The 17,768-nt window shown below is 68.7% G+C and carries 17 protein-coding genes; 15 read left to right on the top strand and 2 right to left on the bottom strand.

Going from position 1 to position 17,768, the window contains the following annotated elements; translation table 11 throughout:
- The first annotated feature begins 18 nt into the window (after nucleotides 1-18).
- Together OG390_RS10410 and OG390_RS10405 are read left to right on the top strand one after the other, a co-directional pair.
- On the top strand, nucleotides 19-921 hold the full coding sequence (locus OG390_RS10410; RefSeq protein ID WP_339128330.1) for a tRNA (adenine-N1)-methyltransferase: 903 nt from the start codon (nucleotides 19-21) through the stop codon (nucleotides 919-921).
- Nucleotides 922-1,123: 202 nt separating this feature from the next.
- Entirely contained in the window at nucleotides 1,124-1,696 is a 573-nt protein-coding gene (locus tag OG390_RS10405) for a hypothetical protein (RefSeq protein WP_406166879.1), read from the top strand.
- A gap of 93 nt (nucleotides 1,697-1,789) precedes the next feature.
- On the opposite strand, the gene OG390_RS10400 is transcribed toward OG390_RS10405, so the two are convergent.
- Nucleotides 1,790-2,095, bottom strand: coding sequence for a ferredoxin (locus OG390_RS10400; RefSeq protein WP_406166877.1), 306 nt, complete (start codon nucleotides 2,093-2,095; stop codon nucleotides 1,790-1,792).
- A 253-nt stretch (nucleotides 2,096-2,348) separates the two neighbouring features.
- Between OG390_RS10400 and arc the strand changes: the two genes are divergently transcribed.
- The 5 genes from arc to prcA all read left to right on the top strand — a co-directional run bounded on the left by arc (nucleotide 2,349) and on the right by prcA (nucleotide 8,029).
- A complete protein-coding gene (gene arc, locus OG390_RS10395) occupies nucleotides 2,349-4,115 on the top strand; it encodes a proteasome ATPase (RefSeq protein ID WP_406166876.1) in 1,767 nt (588 codons plus the stop codon).
- A gap of 232 nt (nucleotides 4,116-4,347) precedes the next feature.
- Nucleotides 4,348-5,859, top strand: coding sequence for a depupylase/deamidase Dop (gene dop / locus OG390_RS10390; RefSeq protein ID WP_399076637.1), 1,512 nt, complete (start codon nucleotides 4,348-4,350; stop codon nucleotides 5,857-5,859).
- Nucleotides 5,860-6,014: 155 nt separating this feature from the next.
- Complete coding sequence (locus OG390_RS10385) at nucleotides 6,015-6,233, top strand: ubiquitin-like protein Pup (protein WP_006350198.1); 219 nt, start codon at nucleotides 6,015-6,017, stop codon at nucleotides 6,231-6,233.
- Nucleotides 6,234-6,380: 147 nt separating this feature from the next.
- Complete coding sequence (gene prcB / locus OG390_RS10380; RefSeq protein WP_406166874.1) at nucleotides 6,381-7,226, top strand: proteasome subunit beta; 846 nt, start codon at nucleotides 6,381-6,383, stop codon at nucleotides 7,224-7,226.
- A gap of 56 nt (nucleotides 7,227-7,282) precedes the next feature.
- The gene (gene prcA, locus OG390_RS10375; RefSeq protein ID WP_406166872.1) at nucleotides 7,283-8,029 is read left to right on the top strand and encodes a proteasome subunit alpha; all 747 of its coding nucleotides are present in this window, start codon (nucleotides 7,283-7,285) and stop codon (nucleotides 8,027-8,029) included.
- A 384-nt stretch (nucleotides 8,030-8,413) separates the two neighbouring features.
- Here the strand turns inward: prcA and OG390_RS10370 are convergent, their stop codons facing one another.
- Nucleotides 8,414-9,442: a LacI family DNA-binding transcriptional regulator gene (locus OG390_RS10370; protein WP_406166870.1), complete on the bottom strand. Its 1,029-nt coding sequence runs from the start codon at nucleotides 9,440-9,442 to the stop codon at nucleotides 8,414-8,416.
- 137 nt (nucleotides 9,443-9,579) lie between these two features.
- Here OG390_RS10370 and OG390_RS10365 point away from each other — a divergent pair, with 137 nt between their 5' ends.
- The 8 genes from OG390_RS10365 to OG390_RS10330 all read left to right on the top strand — a co-directional run bounded on the left by OG390_RS10365 (nucleotide 9,580) and on the right by OG390_RS10330 (nucleotide 17,741).
- Nucleotides 9,580-10,839: an MFS transporter gene (locus OG390_RS10365; protein WP_406166868.1), complete on the top strand. Its 1,260-nt coding sequence runs from the start codon at nucleotides 9,580-9,582 to the stop codon at nucleotides 10,837-10,839.
- A gap of 9 nt (nucleotides 10,840-10,848) precedes the next feature.
- Nucleotides 10,849-12,210 carry a Pup--protein ligase gene (gene pafA, locus OG390_RS10360; protein WP_059196529.1) on the top strand — a complete coding sequence of 454 codons (1,362 nt, stop codon included), beginning with the start codon at nucleotides 10,849-10,851 and terminating at the stop codon, nucleotides 12,208-12,210.
- A gap of 531 nt (nucleotides 12,211-12,741) precedes the next feature.
- Nucleotides 12,742-13,317, top strand: coding sequence for a matrixin family metalloprotease (locus OG390_RS10355; RefSeq protein ID WP_406166865.1), 576 nt, complete (start codon nucleotides 12,742-12,744; stop codon nucleotides 13,315-13,317).
- A 14-nt stretch (nucleotides 13,318-13,331) separates the two neighbouring features.
- Entirely contained in the window at nucleotides 13,332-14,000 is a 669-nt protein-coding gene (locus OG390_RS10350; protein ID WP_406166863.1) for a hypothetical protein, read from the top strand.
- A gap of 148 nt (nucleotides 14,001-14,148) precedes the next feature.
- Nucleotides 14,149-15,129: an FKBP-type peptidyl-prolyl cis-trans isomerase gene (locus OG390_RS10345; protein ID WP_406166861.1), complete on the top strand. Its 981-nt coding sequence runs from the start codon at nucleotides 14,149-14,151 to the stop codon at nucleotides 15,127-15,129.
- Nucleotides 15,130-15,184: 55 nt separating this feature from the next.
- Entirely contained in the window at nucleotides 15,185-15,556 is a 372-nt protein-coding gene (locus OG390_RS10340; RefSeq protein WP_189187869.1) for an FKBP-type peptidyl-prolyl cis-trans isomerase, read from the top strand.
- Between the two features lie 198 nt (nucleotides 15,557-15,754).
- On the top strand, nucleotides 15,755-16,708 hold the full coding sequence (locus OG390_RS10335) for a helix-turn-helix transcriptional regulator (protein ID WP_399076620.1): 954 nt from the start codon (nucleotides 15,755-15,757) through the stop codon (nucleotides 16,706-16,708).
- 16 nt (nucleotides 16,709-16,724) lie between these two features.
- Nucleotides 16,725-17,741: a helix-turn-helix transcriptional regulator gene (locus OG390_RS10330; RefSeq protein WP_406166859.1), complete on the top strand. Its 1,017-nt coding sequence runs from the start codon at nucleotides 16,725-16,727 to the stop codon at nucleotides 17,739-17,741.
- The last annotated feature ends 27 nt before the right edge of the window (nucleotides 17,742-17,768 follow it).

Below are 17,768 nucleotides of genomic sequence, written 5' to 3'. Positions count from 1 at the left end.
TGCCGGTAGGCTGGTCACATGTCCGAACCGACCGGTGCCGCCCGCAGGCGCGGGCCCTTCAAGGTCGGGGACCAGGTTCAGCTGACCGACCCCAAGGGCCGCCACTACACGTTCACGCTCGAAGCGGGGAAGAACTTCCACACCCACAAGGGTTCCTTCCCGCACGACGAGCTGATCGGCGCTCCCGAGGGCAGCGTTGTCCGCACCACGGGGAACGTCGCCTATCTCGCGCTGCGCCCCCTGCTCCCCGACTACGTCCTGTCCATGCCCCGCGGCGCCGCCGTGGTCTACCCCAAGGACGCGGGGCAGATCCTGGCCTTCGCCGACATCTTCCCCGGCGCACGCGTCGTGGAGGCGGGCGTGGGCTCCGGCTCGCTCAGCAGCTTCCTGCTGCGCGCCATCGGCGACCAGGGAATGCTGCACTCCTACGAGCGCCGCGAGGACTTCGCCGAGATCGCCCAGCAGAACGTGGAGCGCTACTTCGGCGGCCCCCACCCCGCCTGGCAGCTCACCGTCGGCGATCTCCAGGACAACCTGAGCGACACCGACGTCGACCGCGTCATCCTCGACATGCTCGCCCCGTGGGAGTGCCTGGAGGCCGTCTCCAAGGCGCTCGTCCCGGGTGGCATCCTGTGCTGCTACGTCGCGACCACCACGCAGCTCGCGCGGACCGTCGAGTCCATCCGCGAGATCGGCTGCTTCAACGAGCCGACCGCCTGGGAGTCGATGATCCGCAACTGGCACATCGAGGGCCTGGCCGTCCGTCCGGACCACCGGATGATCGGCCACACCGGCTTCCTGCTCACCGCCCGCCGCCTCGCGGACGGCGTCGAGCCGCCCATGCGCCGCCGCCGCCCCGCCAAGGGCGCGTACGGCGAGGACTACGCCGGCCCCAACGCCGACGGCGGCACGGCCCGCTGACGCACCCGTCGCGCACTTGTCGCTGACGTACCCAACGCACCACAAATGTGGCCGAGTTCCCGAAATCGCCCGGGAACTCGGCCACAGCCCTTTTCTGTTGACGCGCTGCCAGAAGTCCGGACCCCGCCGTTCCACCGCAGTGTGACGTGTGGCACCATGCGGGACACCCCCACCGGCACAGCCCTCACAGGAGACACTCCTAGTGCAGCAATCCGCCGTCCCGGAACTGGCACACACGCACACCAGCCCCATCCAGTGGGTCGCCACGGCCACCGCCATCGCCGGAGTCGTCGCGCTGTCCTCCGTCCTGCAGCCCGACCCGGCGCGGGCGGCCCAGCCCGGCCCCGAGGCGAAATCGGTGGCGGCCGTCGCGGCGCCCGACCCCGCCGGTGTCGACTTCCCGATCGAGTGCGGGCCCACCAAGGTCCTCGTACAGAAGAAGGTCTCCGGAGACCTCGACGGCGACGGCCGCCCGGAGACCGTGGCCGTCGTCCGCTGCGACGCGGGCTCGGGCACCCCGCCCAACGGCGTCTACGTCCTCACCCAGGCCGATGGCGCTAAGAAACCCCGCGTCGTCGCGACTCTGGTCGATCCCAAGGACCGCCTGAGCGTCACGGACTTCGCGCTGCGCGACGGAGTCGTCACCGCCACGCTGCTCGGCTACTCCTCGTCCGACGTGCCGAGTTGCTGCCCGGACGTGAAGGACCGCGCCAAGTGGCAGTGGAAGGACGACGTGTTCGTCCGATCGACCCCCTCCGAAGCACGGAGTGTGTGAGCACACCTTCGGACGTCCGGACCATAGGAAAACCCTCCGCGCAGCGGAGGGTGTGAGGAAACAGACAGTCGGTGACGCGGAGTACCTCGCGAGTCACTCCGCGTCAGGGCCGTAGATCTCGACCTTGTCCGAAACCCGACGTACATGGATGCAGTCGCCCGGGCATTCCTTCGCGGAGTCCGTCACATCGCGCAGAAGCGGCAGCGGTACGGGCGTTGTGGCGCCGGGGGCCTGCAAAAGCTCGTCGTCGGGGCTCTTCACATAGGCCAGACCGTCGATGTCCAGCTCAAAGACCTCAGGCGCATACTGGGCGCAGATCCCGTCGCCGGTACAGAGTTCCTGATCGATCCAGACCTCGAGTGCCTCGCCGTCGACTGCGGCCTCCTGCTGCACGGTCATTTCTCCTGCCGTTTCCTGCGCCGAGCGATCCGAAGACTGGGGAATCGGGCCAGCTCTGGCGGGTGTTGAACACTTCGACCCTACCTCCGTCCGCTTCCCAATCATGTTCGGTGGGTATTCCCCTGGCGTGAGGGAGAGCGCAAGGGTGAAGATCGGACACACCCCGACAGTCTTTGTGATCTAGGGGTTTCAATCGACACCCACCCAGGTAGGGTCTGGAAGCGTCCAGCTCCCCTTGGAGGAGGTGAGGACCGTGGCAGCCCACGACGACGACATGAACCGCGGCATCCGCCCGGGACGAGGGTCCGATGACCCCGCCGGGCAGATTGCCTACCTTGAGCAGGAGATCGCCGTCCTGCGACGCAAGCTCGCCGACTCTCCGCGTCACACGAGGATTCTCGAAGAGCGGATCGTCGAGCTGCAGACCAACCTGGCCGGCGTATCCGCACAGAACGAGCGGCTCGCCAACACGCTCCGTGAGGCCCGCGACCAGATCGTGGCCCTCAAGGAAGAGGTCGACCGGCTCGCACAGCCGCCGGCCGGCTTCGGTGTCTTCCTCACAGCGAACGAGGACGGCACGGCGGACATCTTCACCGGGGGCCGCAAGCTCCGGGTGAACGTCAGCCCCAGCGTGGAGCTCGAAGAGCTCAGGCGTGGCCAGGAAGTGATGCTCAACGAAGCCCTCAACGTGGTCGAGGCCATGGAGTACGAGAGCGTCGGCGACATCGTCACCCTCAAGGAGATCCTCGAGGACGGCGAGCGCGCCCTCGTGGTGGGGCACACCGACGAGGAACGGGTGGTACGGCTCGCCGAGCCGCTGCTGGACGTCACCATCCGCCCCGGCGACGCCCTGCTTCTCGAATCCCGTTCCGGCTATGTCTATGAAGTTGTTCCGAAGAGCGAGGTCGAGGAGCTCGTCCTCGAAGAGGTACCGGACATCGGCTACGAGCAGATCGGCGGTCTGGGAAACCAGATCGAGATGATCCGCGACGCGGTCGAGCTGCCTTACCTCTACCCCGACCTCTTCAAGGAGCACGAACTGCGGCCGCCCAAGGGTGTGCTGCTGTACGGGCCGCCCGGATGCGGAAAGACGCTCATCGCCAAGGCCGTCGCCAACTCGCTGGCCAAGAAGGTCGCCGAGGTGACCGGGCAGGCCACGGGCAAGAGCTTCTTCCTCAACATCAAGGGCCCCGAGCTCCTGAACAAGTACGTCGGCGAGACCGAGCGGCAGATCCGCCTGGTCTTCCAGCGTGCGCGTGAGAAGGCCAGCGAGGGCACCCCCGTCATCGTCTTCTTCGACGAGATGGAGTCCCTGTTCCGCACCCGTGGGTCGGGCGTCAGCTCGGACGTGGAGAACACCATCGTCCCCCAGCTGCTCGCCGAGATCGACGGCGTGGAGGGCCTGGAGAACGTGGTCGTGATCGGCGCCTCGAACCGTGAGGACATGATCGACCCCGCGATCCTGCGCCCCGGACGCCTCGATGTGAAGATCAAGATCGAGCGCCCGGACGCCGAGGCGGCCAAGGACATCTTCCAGAAGTACCTCACCGAGCGCCTCCCGCTGCACGCCGACGACCTCGGCGAGCACAGCGGGGACCGGTCGGCGACGGTCCACGGCATGATCCAGACCGCCGTGGAGCAGATGTACGCCGAGTCCGAGGAGAACCGCTTCCTCGAGGTCACGTACGCCAATGGTGACAAGGAAGTCCTGTACTTCAAGGACTTCAACTCCGGCGCCATGATCGAGAACATCGTCGGCCGCGCCAAGAAGATGGCCATCAAGGCCTTCCTCGAACAGAACCAGAAGGGCCTTCGGGTCTCCCACCTTCTCCAGGCTTGCGTGGACGAGTTCAAGGAGAACGAGGACCTGCCGAACACCACCAACCCGGACGACTGGGCCCGCATCTCCGGCAAGAAGGGCGAACGGATCGTGTACATCCGTACCCTGGTGACCGGAAAGCAGGGTGCGGACACCGGACGCTCCATCGACACGGTGGCGAACACCGGTCAGTACCTGTAAAAGACAGGGCGGCTGCGGGTGCCCTCACCGGGTGCCCGCAGCCGACTGTTTTCCGGGGCACGGCTGGAGCAGCAATGACGCAAATGATCTCCCCACCAGCGCAAAGGCGTTCTAGGCTCTTTCGTACCGCCGAGTCGCGCGTTGCGGGGACGGGCACCGCACACGCACCGGAGCACCAGCGGTACTTGAGCAGCGTCCCCGACCGAGGGCGCCGCCGGGCAAGGAGGGCCGCATGACCGTACGGCGAGTAATGGGCATCGAGACGGAGTACGGGATCTCCGTCCCCGGTCACCCCAACGCCAATGCCATGCTCACCTCGTCCCAGATCGTCAACGCGTACGCGGCGGCGATGCACCGGGCGCGCCGCGCCCGCTGGGACTTCGAGGAGGAGAACCCGCTGCGGGACGCGCGAGGCTTCGACCTCGCCCGCGAGGCCGCCGACGCCAGCCAGCTCACCGACGAGGACATCGGCCTCGCCAATGTCATCCTCACCAATGGCGCACGACTGTACGTCGACCACGCACACCCGGAGTACAGCGCCCCGGAGGTCACCAACCCGTGGGATGCCGTCCTGTGGGACAAGGCCGGCGAGCGCATCATGGCGGAGGCCGCGGAGCGCGCTGCCCAGCTCCCCGGCGCCCAGCCGATCCACCTCTACAAGAACAACACCGACAACAAGGGCGCCTCGTACGGCACGCACGAGAACTACCTGATGAAGCGGGAAACTCCCTTCTCGGACATCGTGCGCCACCTCACGCCGTTCTTCGTCTCACGCCAGGTCGTCACCGGAGCGGGCCGTGTCGGTATCGGTCAGGACGGGCACGAGCACGGCTTCCAGCTCAGTCAGCGAGCCGACTACTTCGAGGTCGAGGTGGGTCTGGAGACCACCCTGAAGCGCCCGATCATCAACACGCGTGACGAGCCGCACGCGGACGCCGAGAAGTACCGCCGGCTGCACGTGATCATCGGCGACGCGAACCTCTCCGAGATCTCGACCTATCTGAAGCTGGGCACCACGGCGCTGGTCCTGTCCATGATCGAGGACGGCTTCATCGCTGTCGACCTGGCCGTCGACCAGCCCGTACGCACCCTGCACCAGGTCTCTCACGACCCCACACTGAAGCGGCTCGTCACGCTCCGTAGTGGGCGCACCCTGACGGCCGTACAACTGCAGATGGAGTACTTCGAGCTCTCGCGCAAGTACGTGGAGGAACGGTTCGGGGCCGACGCCGATGAGCAGACCAAGGACGTCCTGCTGCGCTGGGAGGACACCCTGAACCGCCTGGAGAACGATCCGATGAGCCTCTCCGGAGAGCTCGACTGGGTCGCCAAGCGGGAGCTCATGGAGGGCTACCGGCGTCGTGACAGCCTCGACTGGGACGCCGCCCGGCTGCACCTGGTCGACCTCCAGTACGCCGACGTACGGGCCGAGAAGGGCCTCTACAACCGTCTGGCGGCGCGCGGCAAGATGAAGCGCCTCCTGTCCGAGGCGGACGTCGACCGGGCCCGCACCAAGCCGCCGGAGGACACCCGCGCGTACTTCCGCGGGCGCTGCCTGGAACAGTACGCGGACGACGTGGCGGCGGCCTCCTGGGACTCGGTGATCTTCGATCTGCCCGGCCGGGACTCGCTCCAGCGCGTCCCAACCCTCGAGCCGCTTCGCGGAACGCGTAATCACGTCAAGGAGCTCCTCGACCGCTGCCGTACGGCCGAGGACCTGGTCAGGGTGCTGTCGGGCGGCTGAGCGGCCCGGGGAGCGCACGGGCCGGTCGGGGTGGAAACAGGCGACGTCCGGGAATCATCGAGGTGGCCCCCGGACGTTGTAGCAACTGCGGGGCCGATGTCGGACCCTGCTTGTAGGGTCTGATCAAGAACGTCGAACCGAGCGGGGTGAGGGTTATGGCGACCAAGGACACCGGCGGCGGACAGCAGAAGGCAACGCGTTCCACCGAGGAGGTCGAGGAGCAGACGCAGGACGCGCAGGCATCCGAGGACCTCAAGGAGCGCCAGGAGAAGCTGTCGGACGACGTCGACTCCGTGCTGGACGAGATCGACGACGTCCTCGAGGAGAACGCCGAAGACTTCGTGCGTTCCTTCGTCCAAAAGGGCGGCGAGTAACGCCAGTTGTCCGCCCCGGAGCCGGCCCGATCCAGCTGGTCGGCGCCGGGACGGATGACCGGCGTTCGCGCGGGTATGGTCCGTGCACAGATTTGATGATCGGCTCGGCCGTCCACGGCGAGCCGCAGCCTACGTGGAAGGAATCGCGTGGAAGCCAACCCTCGTAGCACCGGGCGTCTGCCGGCTGCCTTCCTGACGCCCGGCTCGTCCTCGTTCATGGACTTCCTGGCCGAGCACCAGCCGGAAATGCTCCCGGGCAAGCGGCAGCTGCCGCCCGTCCAGGGCGTGATCGAGGCCCCGCACGGCACGACCATCGTCGCCGTCACGTTCCCCGGTGGCGTGGTGCTCGCCGGTGACCGGCGGGCCACCATGGGGAATGTCATCGCGCAGCGAGACATCGAGAAGGTCTTCCCGGCCGATGAGTACTCGGCGGTGGGCATCGCGGGTACGGCGGGCCTGGCCGTCGAGATGGTGAAGCTCTTCCAGCTGGAGCTGGAGCACTTCGAGAAGGTGGAGGGCGCCACGCTCTCCCTGGAGGGCAAGGCGAACCGCCTCTCCACGATGATCCGTTCCAACCTCGGCATGGCCATGCAGGGCCTCGCCGTGGTCCCGCTCTTCGCCGGGTTCGACGTGGACCGCGGCAAGGGCCGCATCTTCTCCTACGACGTCACCGGTGGCCGCTCCGAGGAGCACGGCTTCGCGGCCACGGGCTCCGGCTCGCTCTTCGCGCGCGGCGCGATGAAGAAGCTCTACAGCAATGACCTGACCGAACAGCAGGCCACGACCCTCGTCGTCCAGGCCCTGTACGACGCGGCCGACGACGACTCGGCGACCGGTGGCCCCGATGTCGCCCGCCGTATCTACCCGATCGTCACCGTGATCACCGACGAGGGATTCCGTCGTCTCACCGACGAGGAGTCCTCCGAGATCGCCCGCTCGATCCTGGAGCGGCGCCTTGAGCAGCCCGACGGTCCGCGGGCCGCGCTGCTCTGAGTCCGGCTCTTTACCAAGGTGATCCAGTGACTTCGACAGAAAGGGACGGATAACCGGTGTCGACGCCGTTCTATGTCTCACCCCAGCAGGCCATGGCCGATCGGGCCGAATACGCCCGCAAGGGCATCGCTCGCGGCCGCAGCCTGGTCGTGCTGCAATATGCCGACGGCATCGTGTTCGTCGGCGAGAACCCGTCCCGTGCGCTGCACAAGTTCAGCGAGATCTATGACCGGATCGGCTTTGCGGCCGCCGGTAAATACAACGAGTACGAAAACCTGCGGATCGGTGGTGTGCGTTACGCCGATCTCCGTGGTTACACCTATGACCGTGATGACGTGACCGCTCGGGGTCTGGCCAATGTGTACGCCCAGACTCTGGGCACGATTTTCTCCTCGGCGGCCGAGAAGCCGTACGAGGTGGAGCTGGTCGTCGCCGAGGTGGGGGAGACCCCCGAGGGTGACCAGATCTATCGGCTGCCGCATGACGGGTCGATCGTGGATGAGCACGGTTCAGTCGCCGTCGGTGGCAATGCCGAGCAGATCAGCAGCTATCTGGATCAGCGGCACCAGGACGGGATGTCGCTGGCAGAGGCGCTGAAGCTGGCCGTGCAGTCGCTGTCGCGGGAGCCGAACGGCGGTGAGCGGGAGATTCCCGCGGAGCGCCTGGAGGTTGCGGTGCTGGACCGGACGCGGCCGCAGCAGCGGAAGTTCAGGCGGATTGTGGGGCGTCAGCTGGATCGCCTGCTGGAGGCGGGTGGCGCGGAAACCGCCACGGAGGCCGAGGACTCCGACGACGAGGAGTGACCTCGGCGTTGTGCTTGCCCATCGCGCGCCCCGGCCTTGGATCGGCCGGGGCGCGCGTGACGTTTCGGTGGGGCTGGGGGGCGGGGGCGCCTGCCGGTCGATGAATAGGTGCGCGTGCCGCCGTTGTCGGCCGGGGCCGCGCCGGTACATCCGCCCGCATCCGAACGGATCGGCAGGCCGGAAGGCCGGGGCTGAACTCGGGGCCTACGGTCGGCGCCGGAACCGCTCGGCACCAGTCGGCCCGTCCGGCGTTCGAGGACGAGGCCATTCAGGCCGATGCGGGGATCTGGGGGCGGCAGCCCCCGGATACGGGACGGGTAGCGGCAGAGGGGGCGAAAACCCTTCCGGGCCGGCATCTGCGCCGGGTGCGGACGCGGGGGCCGGTCAGTCGCGGGGCCGAGGGGGGCGTGGTGGGGCTGTGGAGCCTCGTACGACCAGTTCGACCGGGATGTCGCCCTGTGGAGGCGTGCGGGCGTCCAGGACGGCCAGGAGGGCTTGCATGCCGCGTTCGCCGAAGAGCTCGGCGTCGAGGCGGACGGTGGTCAGTTCGGGGTCGATGGCTCGGGCCAGAGCCAGGTCGTCCAGGCCGGTGATGGAGATGTCGTCGGGGATGTGCAGGTCCAGGCGGCGGGCCGCCTTGTAGGCGCCGGCCGCGAGCTTGTCGTCGTCGCACACCACGGCGGTGGGGCGGAGGCCGGGGGCGGACAGGGCGGATGCCGCGGCGGCGAGGGCGTCGTCGATGGAGATGGGGGCGCGGGCGGTGCGGAGGTCTGTGCCTGAGACCTCGGCGATCCGGGTGGCGAGTTCTCGGGCCCGTACCTCGAAGGTCCAGGAGGCGATGTCGGCCGCCAGGTGCAGGAAGCGCCGGTGCCCCAGGGCGAGGAGGTGTTCGGCGACCTGTCGTACGCCGTCCCCGATGTCGAGATTGACCGTCGCCGCGCCCAGGCTGCCCTCCGGGTCGCTGTCGAGCATGACCAGCGGGAGCTGGTCGCCGCGGATCGCTGTGAGGGCGTCGGCCGCCATGGAGGAGGCGATCACGCCGTCGAGGGCGGCCGCCGCAGAGCCGAACGGGTTGCGGGCGGGGCCGATGCCCTCGGGGGAGGGGTACAGGACCACGCCGAAGCCGTGCTCGGCGGCGACGCGGGCTGCGCCCGTGTAGACGCCCGCGAAGAACTCCGTGGTGAGTGCGGGGACCACCAGCAGGACCGTACGGGTGCGGCCCAGGCGGAGGTTGCGGGCGGCCAGGTTCGGGCGGTAGCCGAGTTCCTGGGCGGCCTCCCGGACGCGCTCCGCCGTGGCCTCGGAGACCCGGCCGCGCCACTTCTCGCCGAGCACCAGCGAGACGGCGGCCTGGGACACCCCGGCGGCCTGGGCGACGTCCCGGCTCGTAGGGCGCGTGCTACCTCGTGCCACCGTCGACCTGCTCCCTCGTCTGGACTCCCGGACAGCGCACATGGTACGTATGACACGGGTGGTTATACGTAAAACTTGAGTTCACTGGATCGACTGGGGCGCTTCGTCGGCCGGGGCGCTTCGGAGAGAAGGCGGACATGGCTGCGGGATACCTGGAGATCCTCAGAGCGAGGCATGCCGCACGGCTGCTCGTCGGCACGCTCACAGGGCGGCTGCCCAACGCCACCGCCGCCATCGCCGTCGTGCTCTTCATCCGCGCGGAGGGCGGCACGTACAGCCTGGCCGGCGCGCTGGCCGCCGTCTACGGGGTGGCCAATGCCGTGGGGCAGCCACTGCTCGGGCGGCTCGTGGACCTCTACGGGCAGCCGCGGGTCCAACTGCCGGCCGCGCTCGTCTCGGCCCTCGGGATGAGCGTCTTCGCGTTCGCGGGCACGGACCCGCTGCCGCCGGCGTACGTGTCGATGGCCGTGGCCGGGCTCTTCACCCCGCCCCTGGAGGGCGGCCTGCGTGCGCTGTGGCCCTCCGTGCTCCGCGAGGAGGACCAGGTGCACACCGCGTACGCCATGGACGCGGTGGCACAGGAAGTCATGTTCACGGTCGGGCCCTTGCTCGTGACGCTGTGCGTGTCGCTCTGGTCCGCGCAGGCCGCGCTGCTCGTCCTGAACGTCATCGGTGTCCTCGGCGCCCTCTCCGTAGTTCTCTCGCCGCCCTCGCGCGCGTGGCGCTCGGCCCCGCGCGAGGCCCACTGGCTCGGCGCGCTGCGCTCGGCCGGGCTGCTGGCCCTGCTCGGCGCGTTCCTGTTCGTGGGGATCGCGCTGGGCTCCATCACGGTCGCCGCGGTGTCGTACGCCGACGGTCACGGCGGGGACGCGGTGTACGGCTGGCTGATGGCGGGCATCGGTCTCGGCGCGCTCGTCGGAGGCACCGTGTACGGCATGCGGCAGTGGGGCGGCACGCCCGAGCGGCGACTGCGGATGCTCGTCGCGCTTCTGGCGGTCTGTTACGTGCCGCTCACGCTGGTGCCCGGCCCGGTGGCCATGACGGCACTCACCACGCTCGCAGGAGTCTTCCTGGCCCCGTGCATCGCCTGTGCCTTCGTCCTCGTCGACCGGCACGCGCCGCGCGGCACCGTCACCGAGGCGTTCTCCTGGCTTGTGACGACGTTCACCGTGGGAGCATCCGTCGGAACCGGCCTCGCGGGCCCCGTAGTCGAGTGGGGCGGGGCTGTGTGGGGCTTCGCCGTGCCGGGGGCCGCGGGCGCCGCCGCGCTGGTGGTTCTGCTGGCCACGGGGCGGGTCCTCGCAGCTACCGGGAAGGGGGCGGTGGTTGCGGTCTCATCGGAAAATGATCCAAACCGTGCCGTCGAACCCCGTTTCAGCTCAGGGGATCGGGCGTAATGTTCAGTCATGGACCGCCGCATTTTCGGGCTGGAGAACGAGTACGGCGTCACGTGTACGTTCAGGGGACAGCGCCGCCTGTCTCCCGACGAGGTGGCGCGGTACCTCTTCCGCCGTGTCGTGTCATGGGGCCGCAGCAGCAATGTCTTTCTGCGAAACGGTGCCCGCCTCTATCTCGACGTGGGATCACATCCGGAATACGCGACACCCGAATGTGACAACGTGACGGAACTCGTCACCCACGACAAGGCCGGCGAGCGCATTCTCGAAGGACTCCTGGTGGACGCCGAACGACGCCTGCACGAGGAAGGAATCGCGGGCGACGTCTACCTGTTCAAGAACAACACCGACTCGGCGGGCAACTCCTACGGGTGCCACGAGAACTATCTGGTGGCCCGGCACGGGGAGTTCTCCCGACTCGCGGACATCCTCATTCCGTTCCTCGTCACCAGGCAGCTCCTGTGCGGTGCCGGCAAGGTGCTGCAGACTCCGCGCGGCGCCGTGTACTGCGTCAGCCAGCGCGCCGAGCACATCTGGGAGGGCGTCAGCTCCGCGACGACCCGCTCCCGGCCCATCATCAACACACGGGACGAGCCGCACGCCGACGCCGAGCGCTATCGCCGGCTGCACGTCATCGTCGGCGACTCGAACATGTCCGAGACGACCATGCTCCTCAAGGTCGGCGCCACCGACCTCGTACTGCGCATGATCGAGGCGGGCACGGTCATGCGCGACCTCACCCTGGAGAACCCGATCCGGGCGATCCGCGAGGTCAGTCACGACATCACGGGCCGCCGCAAGGTGCGCCTGGCCAGCGGCCGCGAGGCCTCCGCCCTCGAAGTGCAGCGCGAGTACTACGAAAAGGCCGTGGACTTCTGCGAGCGCCGCGGCATCCGCACCGGCACCGTCGAGCAGGTCCTCGAGCTGTGGGGCCGCACGCTCGACGCGATCGAGGCCGAGGACCTCGACCGGATCGGCACCGAGATCGACTGGGTGATGAAGTACAAGCTCATCGAGCGGTACCGCGCCAAGCACAACATGACGATGTCGCACCCGCGGGTCGCGCAGATAGACCTCGCCTACCACGACATCCACCGTCGCCGTGGCCTGTACTACCTGCTGGAGAGGAAGGGGCAGGCCGCCCGGATCTGCAACGACCTGAAGATCTTCGAGGGCAAGTCCGTGCCGCCCCAGACCACCCGAGCGCGGCTGCGCGGTGACTTCATCCGGCGCGCGCAGGAACAGCGCCGTGACTTCACCGTCGACTGGGTCCATCTGAAGCTGAACGACCAGGCGCAGCGCACCGTGTTGTGCAAGGACCCGTTCCGTTCCGTCGACGACCGGGTGGAGAAGCTGATCGCCGGAATGTGAGCCGGCTCCGGCCCGCTCGCGTGCCGAACCGGATCCGGATGCCCGATGCCCGGAGGTGACCACCTCCGGGCATCGGGCATCTTTGGTGCTGCGGCGCCGGGTGTTGCCCACGGTGTGTGCGTGGCTGTGAGAGAGATGTCACGATTCCCCGCGTAGGGCGGTCTGGGCGGAATCATCCCTTCCTGTGGGTGTTAAGGGCTGTCCGGCATGGCAAATCGCCGCGAAGTGGTCGCCGTTCACGGTGGGCCCTTTATCACGCGAGATCGAACAACCGTGTGCGACGCGCCGGGATCCAGGTCGGTCGGGCTCACCTCCGGCGTGCCGTCCGGGCGAGATATCCCTGGTCCGTCTTCTTTGTCTGCTGTTAGCTTCGAGCCATCGGCATGACCATGACCAAATCGCCGATATCGCTGCGGATTCCCCTGTCCGGGGGACTTTCCGCGTTCGCAGCAACCACACATACGGGGGCTCATTTTGCGCTCTGTCAAGACAAACGGACGCGCGGCGCTCGTTCTCGCCACAGCGGGAACCGTGATCGCGACCGCCCTGGTGGGAGTGTCCGCTTCGCCCGCAGCGGCGTACTGCCGCAGTGGCATGACGAAGTGGAACAGCACCTCAAGCGCGAAGACCATCGGCGCCAACACCACGTTCCCCAGCGGGCTGCGGAACGGCCTCAACGGCGGCCTGAAGCAGTGGAACCGCAGCAGCTCCGCGCTGCGGTACAACTCGCCCGTGTACACCGGCGGCTGGCAGATCTATGCCTTCCGCGCCTCCTACAGCTACACCAGCCTCATGGGGAGCGCGCCGGGGTACGCCGCCACTCAGGTGTCAGGACGCACGCACAACGGCGGAACGCTGTACCTGTCCAACCGCTTCACCTGGGTGAACGCCAGTCAGAACATCGGCCAGGGCAGGGCGGACGTCCAGACGGTCGTCGTGCACGAAGTCGGTCACTTCACCGGCCTCGCCCACCCGTGGCCCGGCCCCTGCACGGACGGGTCGGCGTACACGGCCGCGGAGAAGGGGTCGGTCATGACGACCATCAACACGGGGACCCGGCGCGCTCTGAACAGCGACGACATAGCCGGCGTCCGGGCCATCTACTGACGGGGGAAGCAGACATGAGTGCAGTTCGCACAGTGAGGCCGCGCGCCCTGGTGCGTGCCTCGGCCGCTCTCGCCCTGCTCGCCCTAGGCGCCTCGGCATGCGCCGGGTCCACCGGCGGGGGGCACGAGGGCACGGCGAAGAAGTCCGGCAGCAAGGCCGTGCGCGTCATCGAGGGGCACCCGTACGCCGTCGACAGCAGCCCCGCGGCCGCGATCGCGTTCCCGATGAACGAGAACGTCTTCGAGGGCACGGTCGTGGACCGGCGTCCCGATGTGCACGCCACGGACGTGCTCGACGACGGAACGAAGTTCGAGGTCGTGTACACGCCCGTCGTCGTCAGGGTCGACAAGGTCCACAAGGGCGCGCTGAAGAAGGGCGCCGAGGTCGTCGTACGGTCCATGGGCGGCACCGCCGACGGGGTTCGGTACGCGATCGAGGAAGCCCCGGCCAAGAAGACGTTCGCGCAGGGCACTTCGCTGGTCGTCTTCGGCAGCGAGTACACGGCCGTGGACTCGGAGAGCGGACCGGCCATCACGCCCAACTTCCTGTACCGGGAAACCGGTGACACGGTCGTGGACGCCACTTACGCGCGCGGTGCGTACGACGGGGGGCCCGCCGACCGGATGAACCGGACGGAGTTCCTTCGCAAGCTCCGCCCGCTGTCCGTGAAGACGGCCTCCTGACGGACCGTCCGCGGGTCGCTCAGGGCTGACAGTCGCCCGGACCGGTCACCGGTCCGGGCGACGGCGTGTCTCGCGTCAGACCGTACGGGGCGCAAGTAGGTCGTAGAGTGGCGGCCATTGCCCCCACCCCCGACTCCCAGTTGGACTGATGAACTACAACGTGAAACGACGTGCCGTCGCGCTGCTGGCCGTTCCCGCCCTGTTGTTCACCGCCGCGTGCGGATCGGACAACAAGAGTGACAGCGAGGCGTCAGCGGGCGTCGCTCAGGTCAAGGGGGAGTTCGGGGCCAAGCCCGAGGTCTCCGTGCCCAAGAGCGGCAAGCCGTCCGACAAGACCGTGGTCAAGACGGTCTCGACGGGCAGCGGCGCCGTGATCAAGGCCTCCGACTTCGTCCGGCTCGACTGGACCGTCGAGAAGTGGGGGAGCAGTCAGGCGCTGGGTGGCACCTGGGCCTCGGCGACCACCGGCTCCAATACCCCGCGGCAGCAGTCCGTCGACCAGATCGGCAAGCAGAGCCAGCAGCTGCCCGCCAAGGTCCTGGACGCCGTGAAGGGGCAGAAGACGGGCAGCCGGATCCTGGTGCAGGGCACCGCCGGCGACCTGATCGGCGCGGGGCTGAACACCTCCTCCGGCATCACCGCCAAGGATGTGCTGATCTGGGTGGTCGACGCGGTCGGCTCCGCCGGCGTCGATGCCAAGGCCTATGTCAAGGGGACGCAGGCGGCACCCGACCCGGGCATGCCCACGGTGTCGGCCCCCGCGCCGAAGGCGGCGACCATCACCATCCCCAAGGACACCAAGGCGCCCAAGGACCTCAAGGAGCAGGTGCTGATCAAGGGCACCGGCAAGAAGGTGGAGGCCGGCCAGGGCCTCATCGCCCAGTACACCGGGGTGAAGTGGGAGGACGGCAAGAAGTTCGACTCCTCCTGGGACCACGGTGGTGCCACCGCCTTCCAGATCGGCACCGGCTCCGTGGTGGCCGGCTGGGACAAGGGCCTCGTCGGCAAGAACGTGGGCGACCGCGTCCTGCTGGTGATTCCGCCCTCCCTCGGCTACGGCGCCAGCCCCAGCAGCGAGCTGGCCAAGAACACTCTTGTCTTCGTGGTCGATATCCTCGGCACGGTCTGACCACAGAGTCTGTGAGACTGTCCCGGACGCAGGCCGTGCAACAAGGAGTAATGAAGTGAGCATCGAGAAGCCCGAGATCGACTTCCCGGGCGGCGAGCCCCCGGCGGACCTCGAGATCAAGGACATCTGGGAGGGCGACGGCCCGGTCGCCAAGGCCGGCGACTTCGTCAAGGTCCACTACGTGGGCGTGGCCTTCTCCACCGGCGAGGAGTTCGACGCCTCCTGGAACCGCGGTACCCCGCTCGAGTTCCAGCTCGGCGTCGGCCAGGTCATCAGCGGCTGGGACCAGGGCGTGCAGGGCATGAAGGTCGGCGGCCGCCGCCAGCTGACCATCCCGGCGCACCTCGCGTACGGCGACCGCGGCGCCGGCGGCCGTATCGCCCCCGGCGAGACGCTGATCTTCGTCTGCGACCTGGTTTCGGTCTGATCCTCGCCGCGATCGGGTTCCGGTCCGATCATCACGAGGGCCGGACTTCGGTCCGATCTTCACACGCCGTGTGATCAGGGTCTGACCGGACTCGATCACCTGGGGCCCATGCCTGTCCGGGCATGGGCCCTCGGCTTTTGCCGCGACACTCCGGAGCGGTACGGTCATCGGTCGGAAGCACCATAGGGAAGGGCATCGATGGCCATTGCCAAGGCCGAGCGGCTGATGAACCTGGCGTTGTGTCTGCTCGGGACACGGCGGCCGCTCAGCAAGCGCGAGTTGCGCGAGTCCATCGAGGCCTATCTGGAAGCGGGCTCGGACGACTCCTTCAACAGGATGTTCGAGCGCGACAAGGACGATCTGCGCGAACTCGGCCTGGTCATCGAGACGGTGGAGAACCTCGACGGCGAGGTCGGCTATCTCGCCCGCCGCGACAGCAACCGGCTGCCACCCATCACGCTCGACGCCGAGGAGGCCGCCGCCCTCGGTCTCGCCGCCAAGGTCTGGCAGCAGGCTCGCCTCGCCGGCGCGGCGAGCGGTGCCCTGCAGAAGCTGCGGGCAGCGGGCCTGCCCGAGGACGTGGACCCGTACGAGGCCCATGGCGCCCTGGAGCCGCACATCCCCGTCCACGAGGCGGCCTTCGAGCCGCTGATGCTCGCCTGCCGCGACCGCCGCCCCGTCGTCTTCGACTACCGCAAGGCCACTGCCGCGCACCCCGAGACCCGGCACATCGAGCCGTGGGCCCTGGAGTGCTGGCGCGGCCACTGGTATCTGGCGGGCTGGGACCGCGACCGCGGCGCCGAGCGTGTCTTCAGGCTGTCCCGGATCACCGGCAAGGTCCGCGCCCGCGCGGGGCGGTACACGGCCGAGGTGCCCGACGTCGTCACCGTGCGCGAGACGGTCGCCGGCTGGGCGGGGGAGATCGCCGACCGCTCCGCGCTGATCCGGCTGCGCTCCGGCTCGGGCTACCCCCTGCGGGCCAAGGCCGTCTCCGTACGGGAACTGGGCGACGGCTGGGACGAGTTGGAGATTCCGTACGGGCACGGCCTGGACGCCTGGCTCGTCGAGTTCGGGCCCGATGTGGTGGTCCTGGAGCCCGCGGAGCTGCGGGCCGACGTCGTGGACCGGCTGCGCGCCGTGGCCAAGGGCTGAGGGGGAACGTAAGAAAGTGGTAGGAAAACCGGCCAGGCCCACGAACGCGATCGACCAGACCCGGCGGATGCTCTCCCTGGTGACCTATCTCCGTGAGCGCCCCGGTGCGCGCGTCGGCGACGTCGCCCGGGCCTTCGGGATCACCGAGGACGAGCTGATCTCCGATCTCGACGTGCTGCCGCTGTGCGGCACCAGCTTCCGCGGCGGTGATCTGCTCGACATCGACACCGACGGCGACCGGATCTGGTGGCACAACCCGGACGATGTCGCGGAGCCCCTGCGCATCGCCGCCGACGAGGCGACCGCGCTGCTGGTGGCCGCCCGCGCCGTGTCCACGCTGCCCGGCCTTCGCGAGGGCGACCGGCAGGCGCTGCTGCGCGCCACCGCCAAGGTGGAGGCCGCCTCGGGCGAGGCGGCGGGCGCCAGCTCCCGGCTCTCGGTGACCTTCGAGTCCGAGGGCGGGGTCTTCGCGGACGTCGACCGGGCGATCTCCGAGCGGCGCCGACTGTGGATCCGTTACTACTCGCCCTCGCGGGACGAGCTGACCGAGCGCGAGATCGACCCGATCCGCCTGGTCAGCGTCGGGCACACGTACGTGGAGGCCTGGTGCCGCCGCTCCGAGGCGCGCCGGACCTTCCGGCTGGACCGGGTCGCCGAGATCCGCATCCTGGACGAGCCGTCCGCGCCGCCCGAGGTCGAGCTGCGGGACCTCTCCGAGGGGCTGGTGCAGCCTGCTGCCGAGGATCCCGAGGTCGTCGTCGAGGTCGGGCCGGGCGGCCGCTGGGTCGCCGAGTACTACCCGCACGACAGCGCGGATGAGCTGCCGGACGGCGGCCTGCGTATCACTCTGCGGACCCCCGATCCCGCCTCGCTGCGACGGCTGGCGCTGCGCCTCGGCGGTGACGGTCGGATCGTGTCGCCGCAGGACCTCGCGGACAGCGCGCGGCAGGCGGCCCGCGAGGCGCTCGCCGCCTACGACGGGCTGCACGGGGATCAGGACGGGCCGTACGACAGGCGGGAGCAGGGCCTTTGAGCACGTCGTCGATGTCTGGGATGTCCG

Source organism: Streptomyces sp. NBC_00996, from assembly GCF_045162675.1.
In the GTDB taxonomy this organism is placed as follows: Bacteria; Actinomycetota; Actinomycetes; order Streptomycetales; family Streptomycetaceae; genus Streptomyces.
The sequence above is the reverse complement of the archived record's forward strand: the minus strand, read 5'-3'. Positions and strand labels throughout refer to the sequence as shown.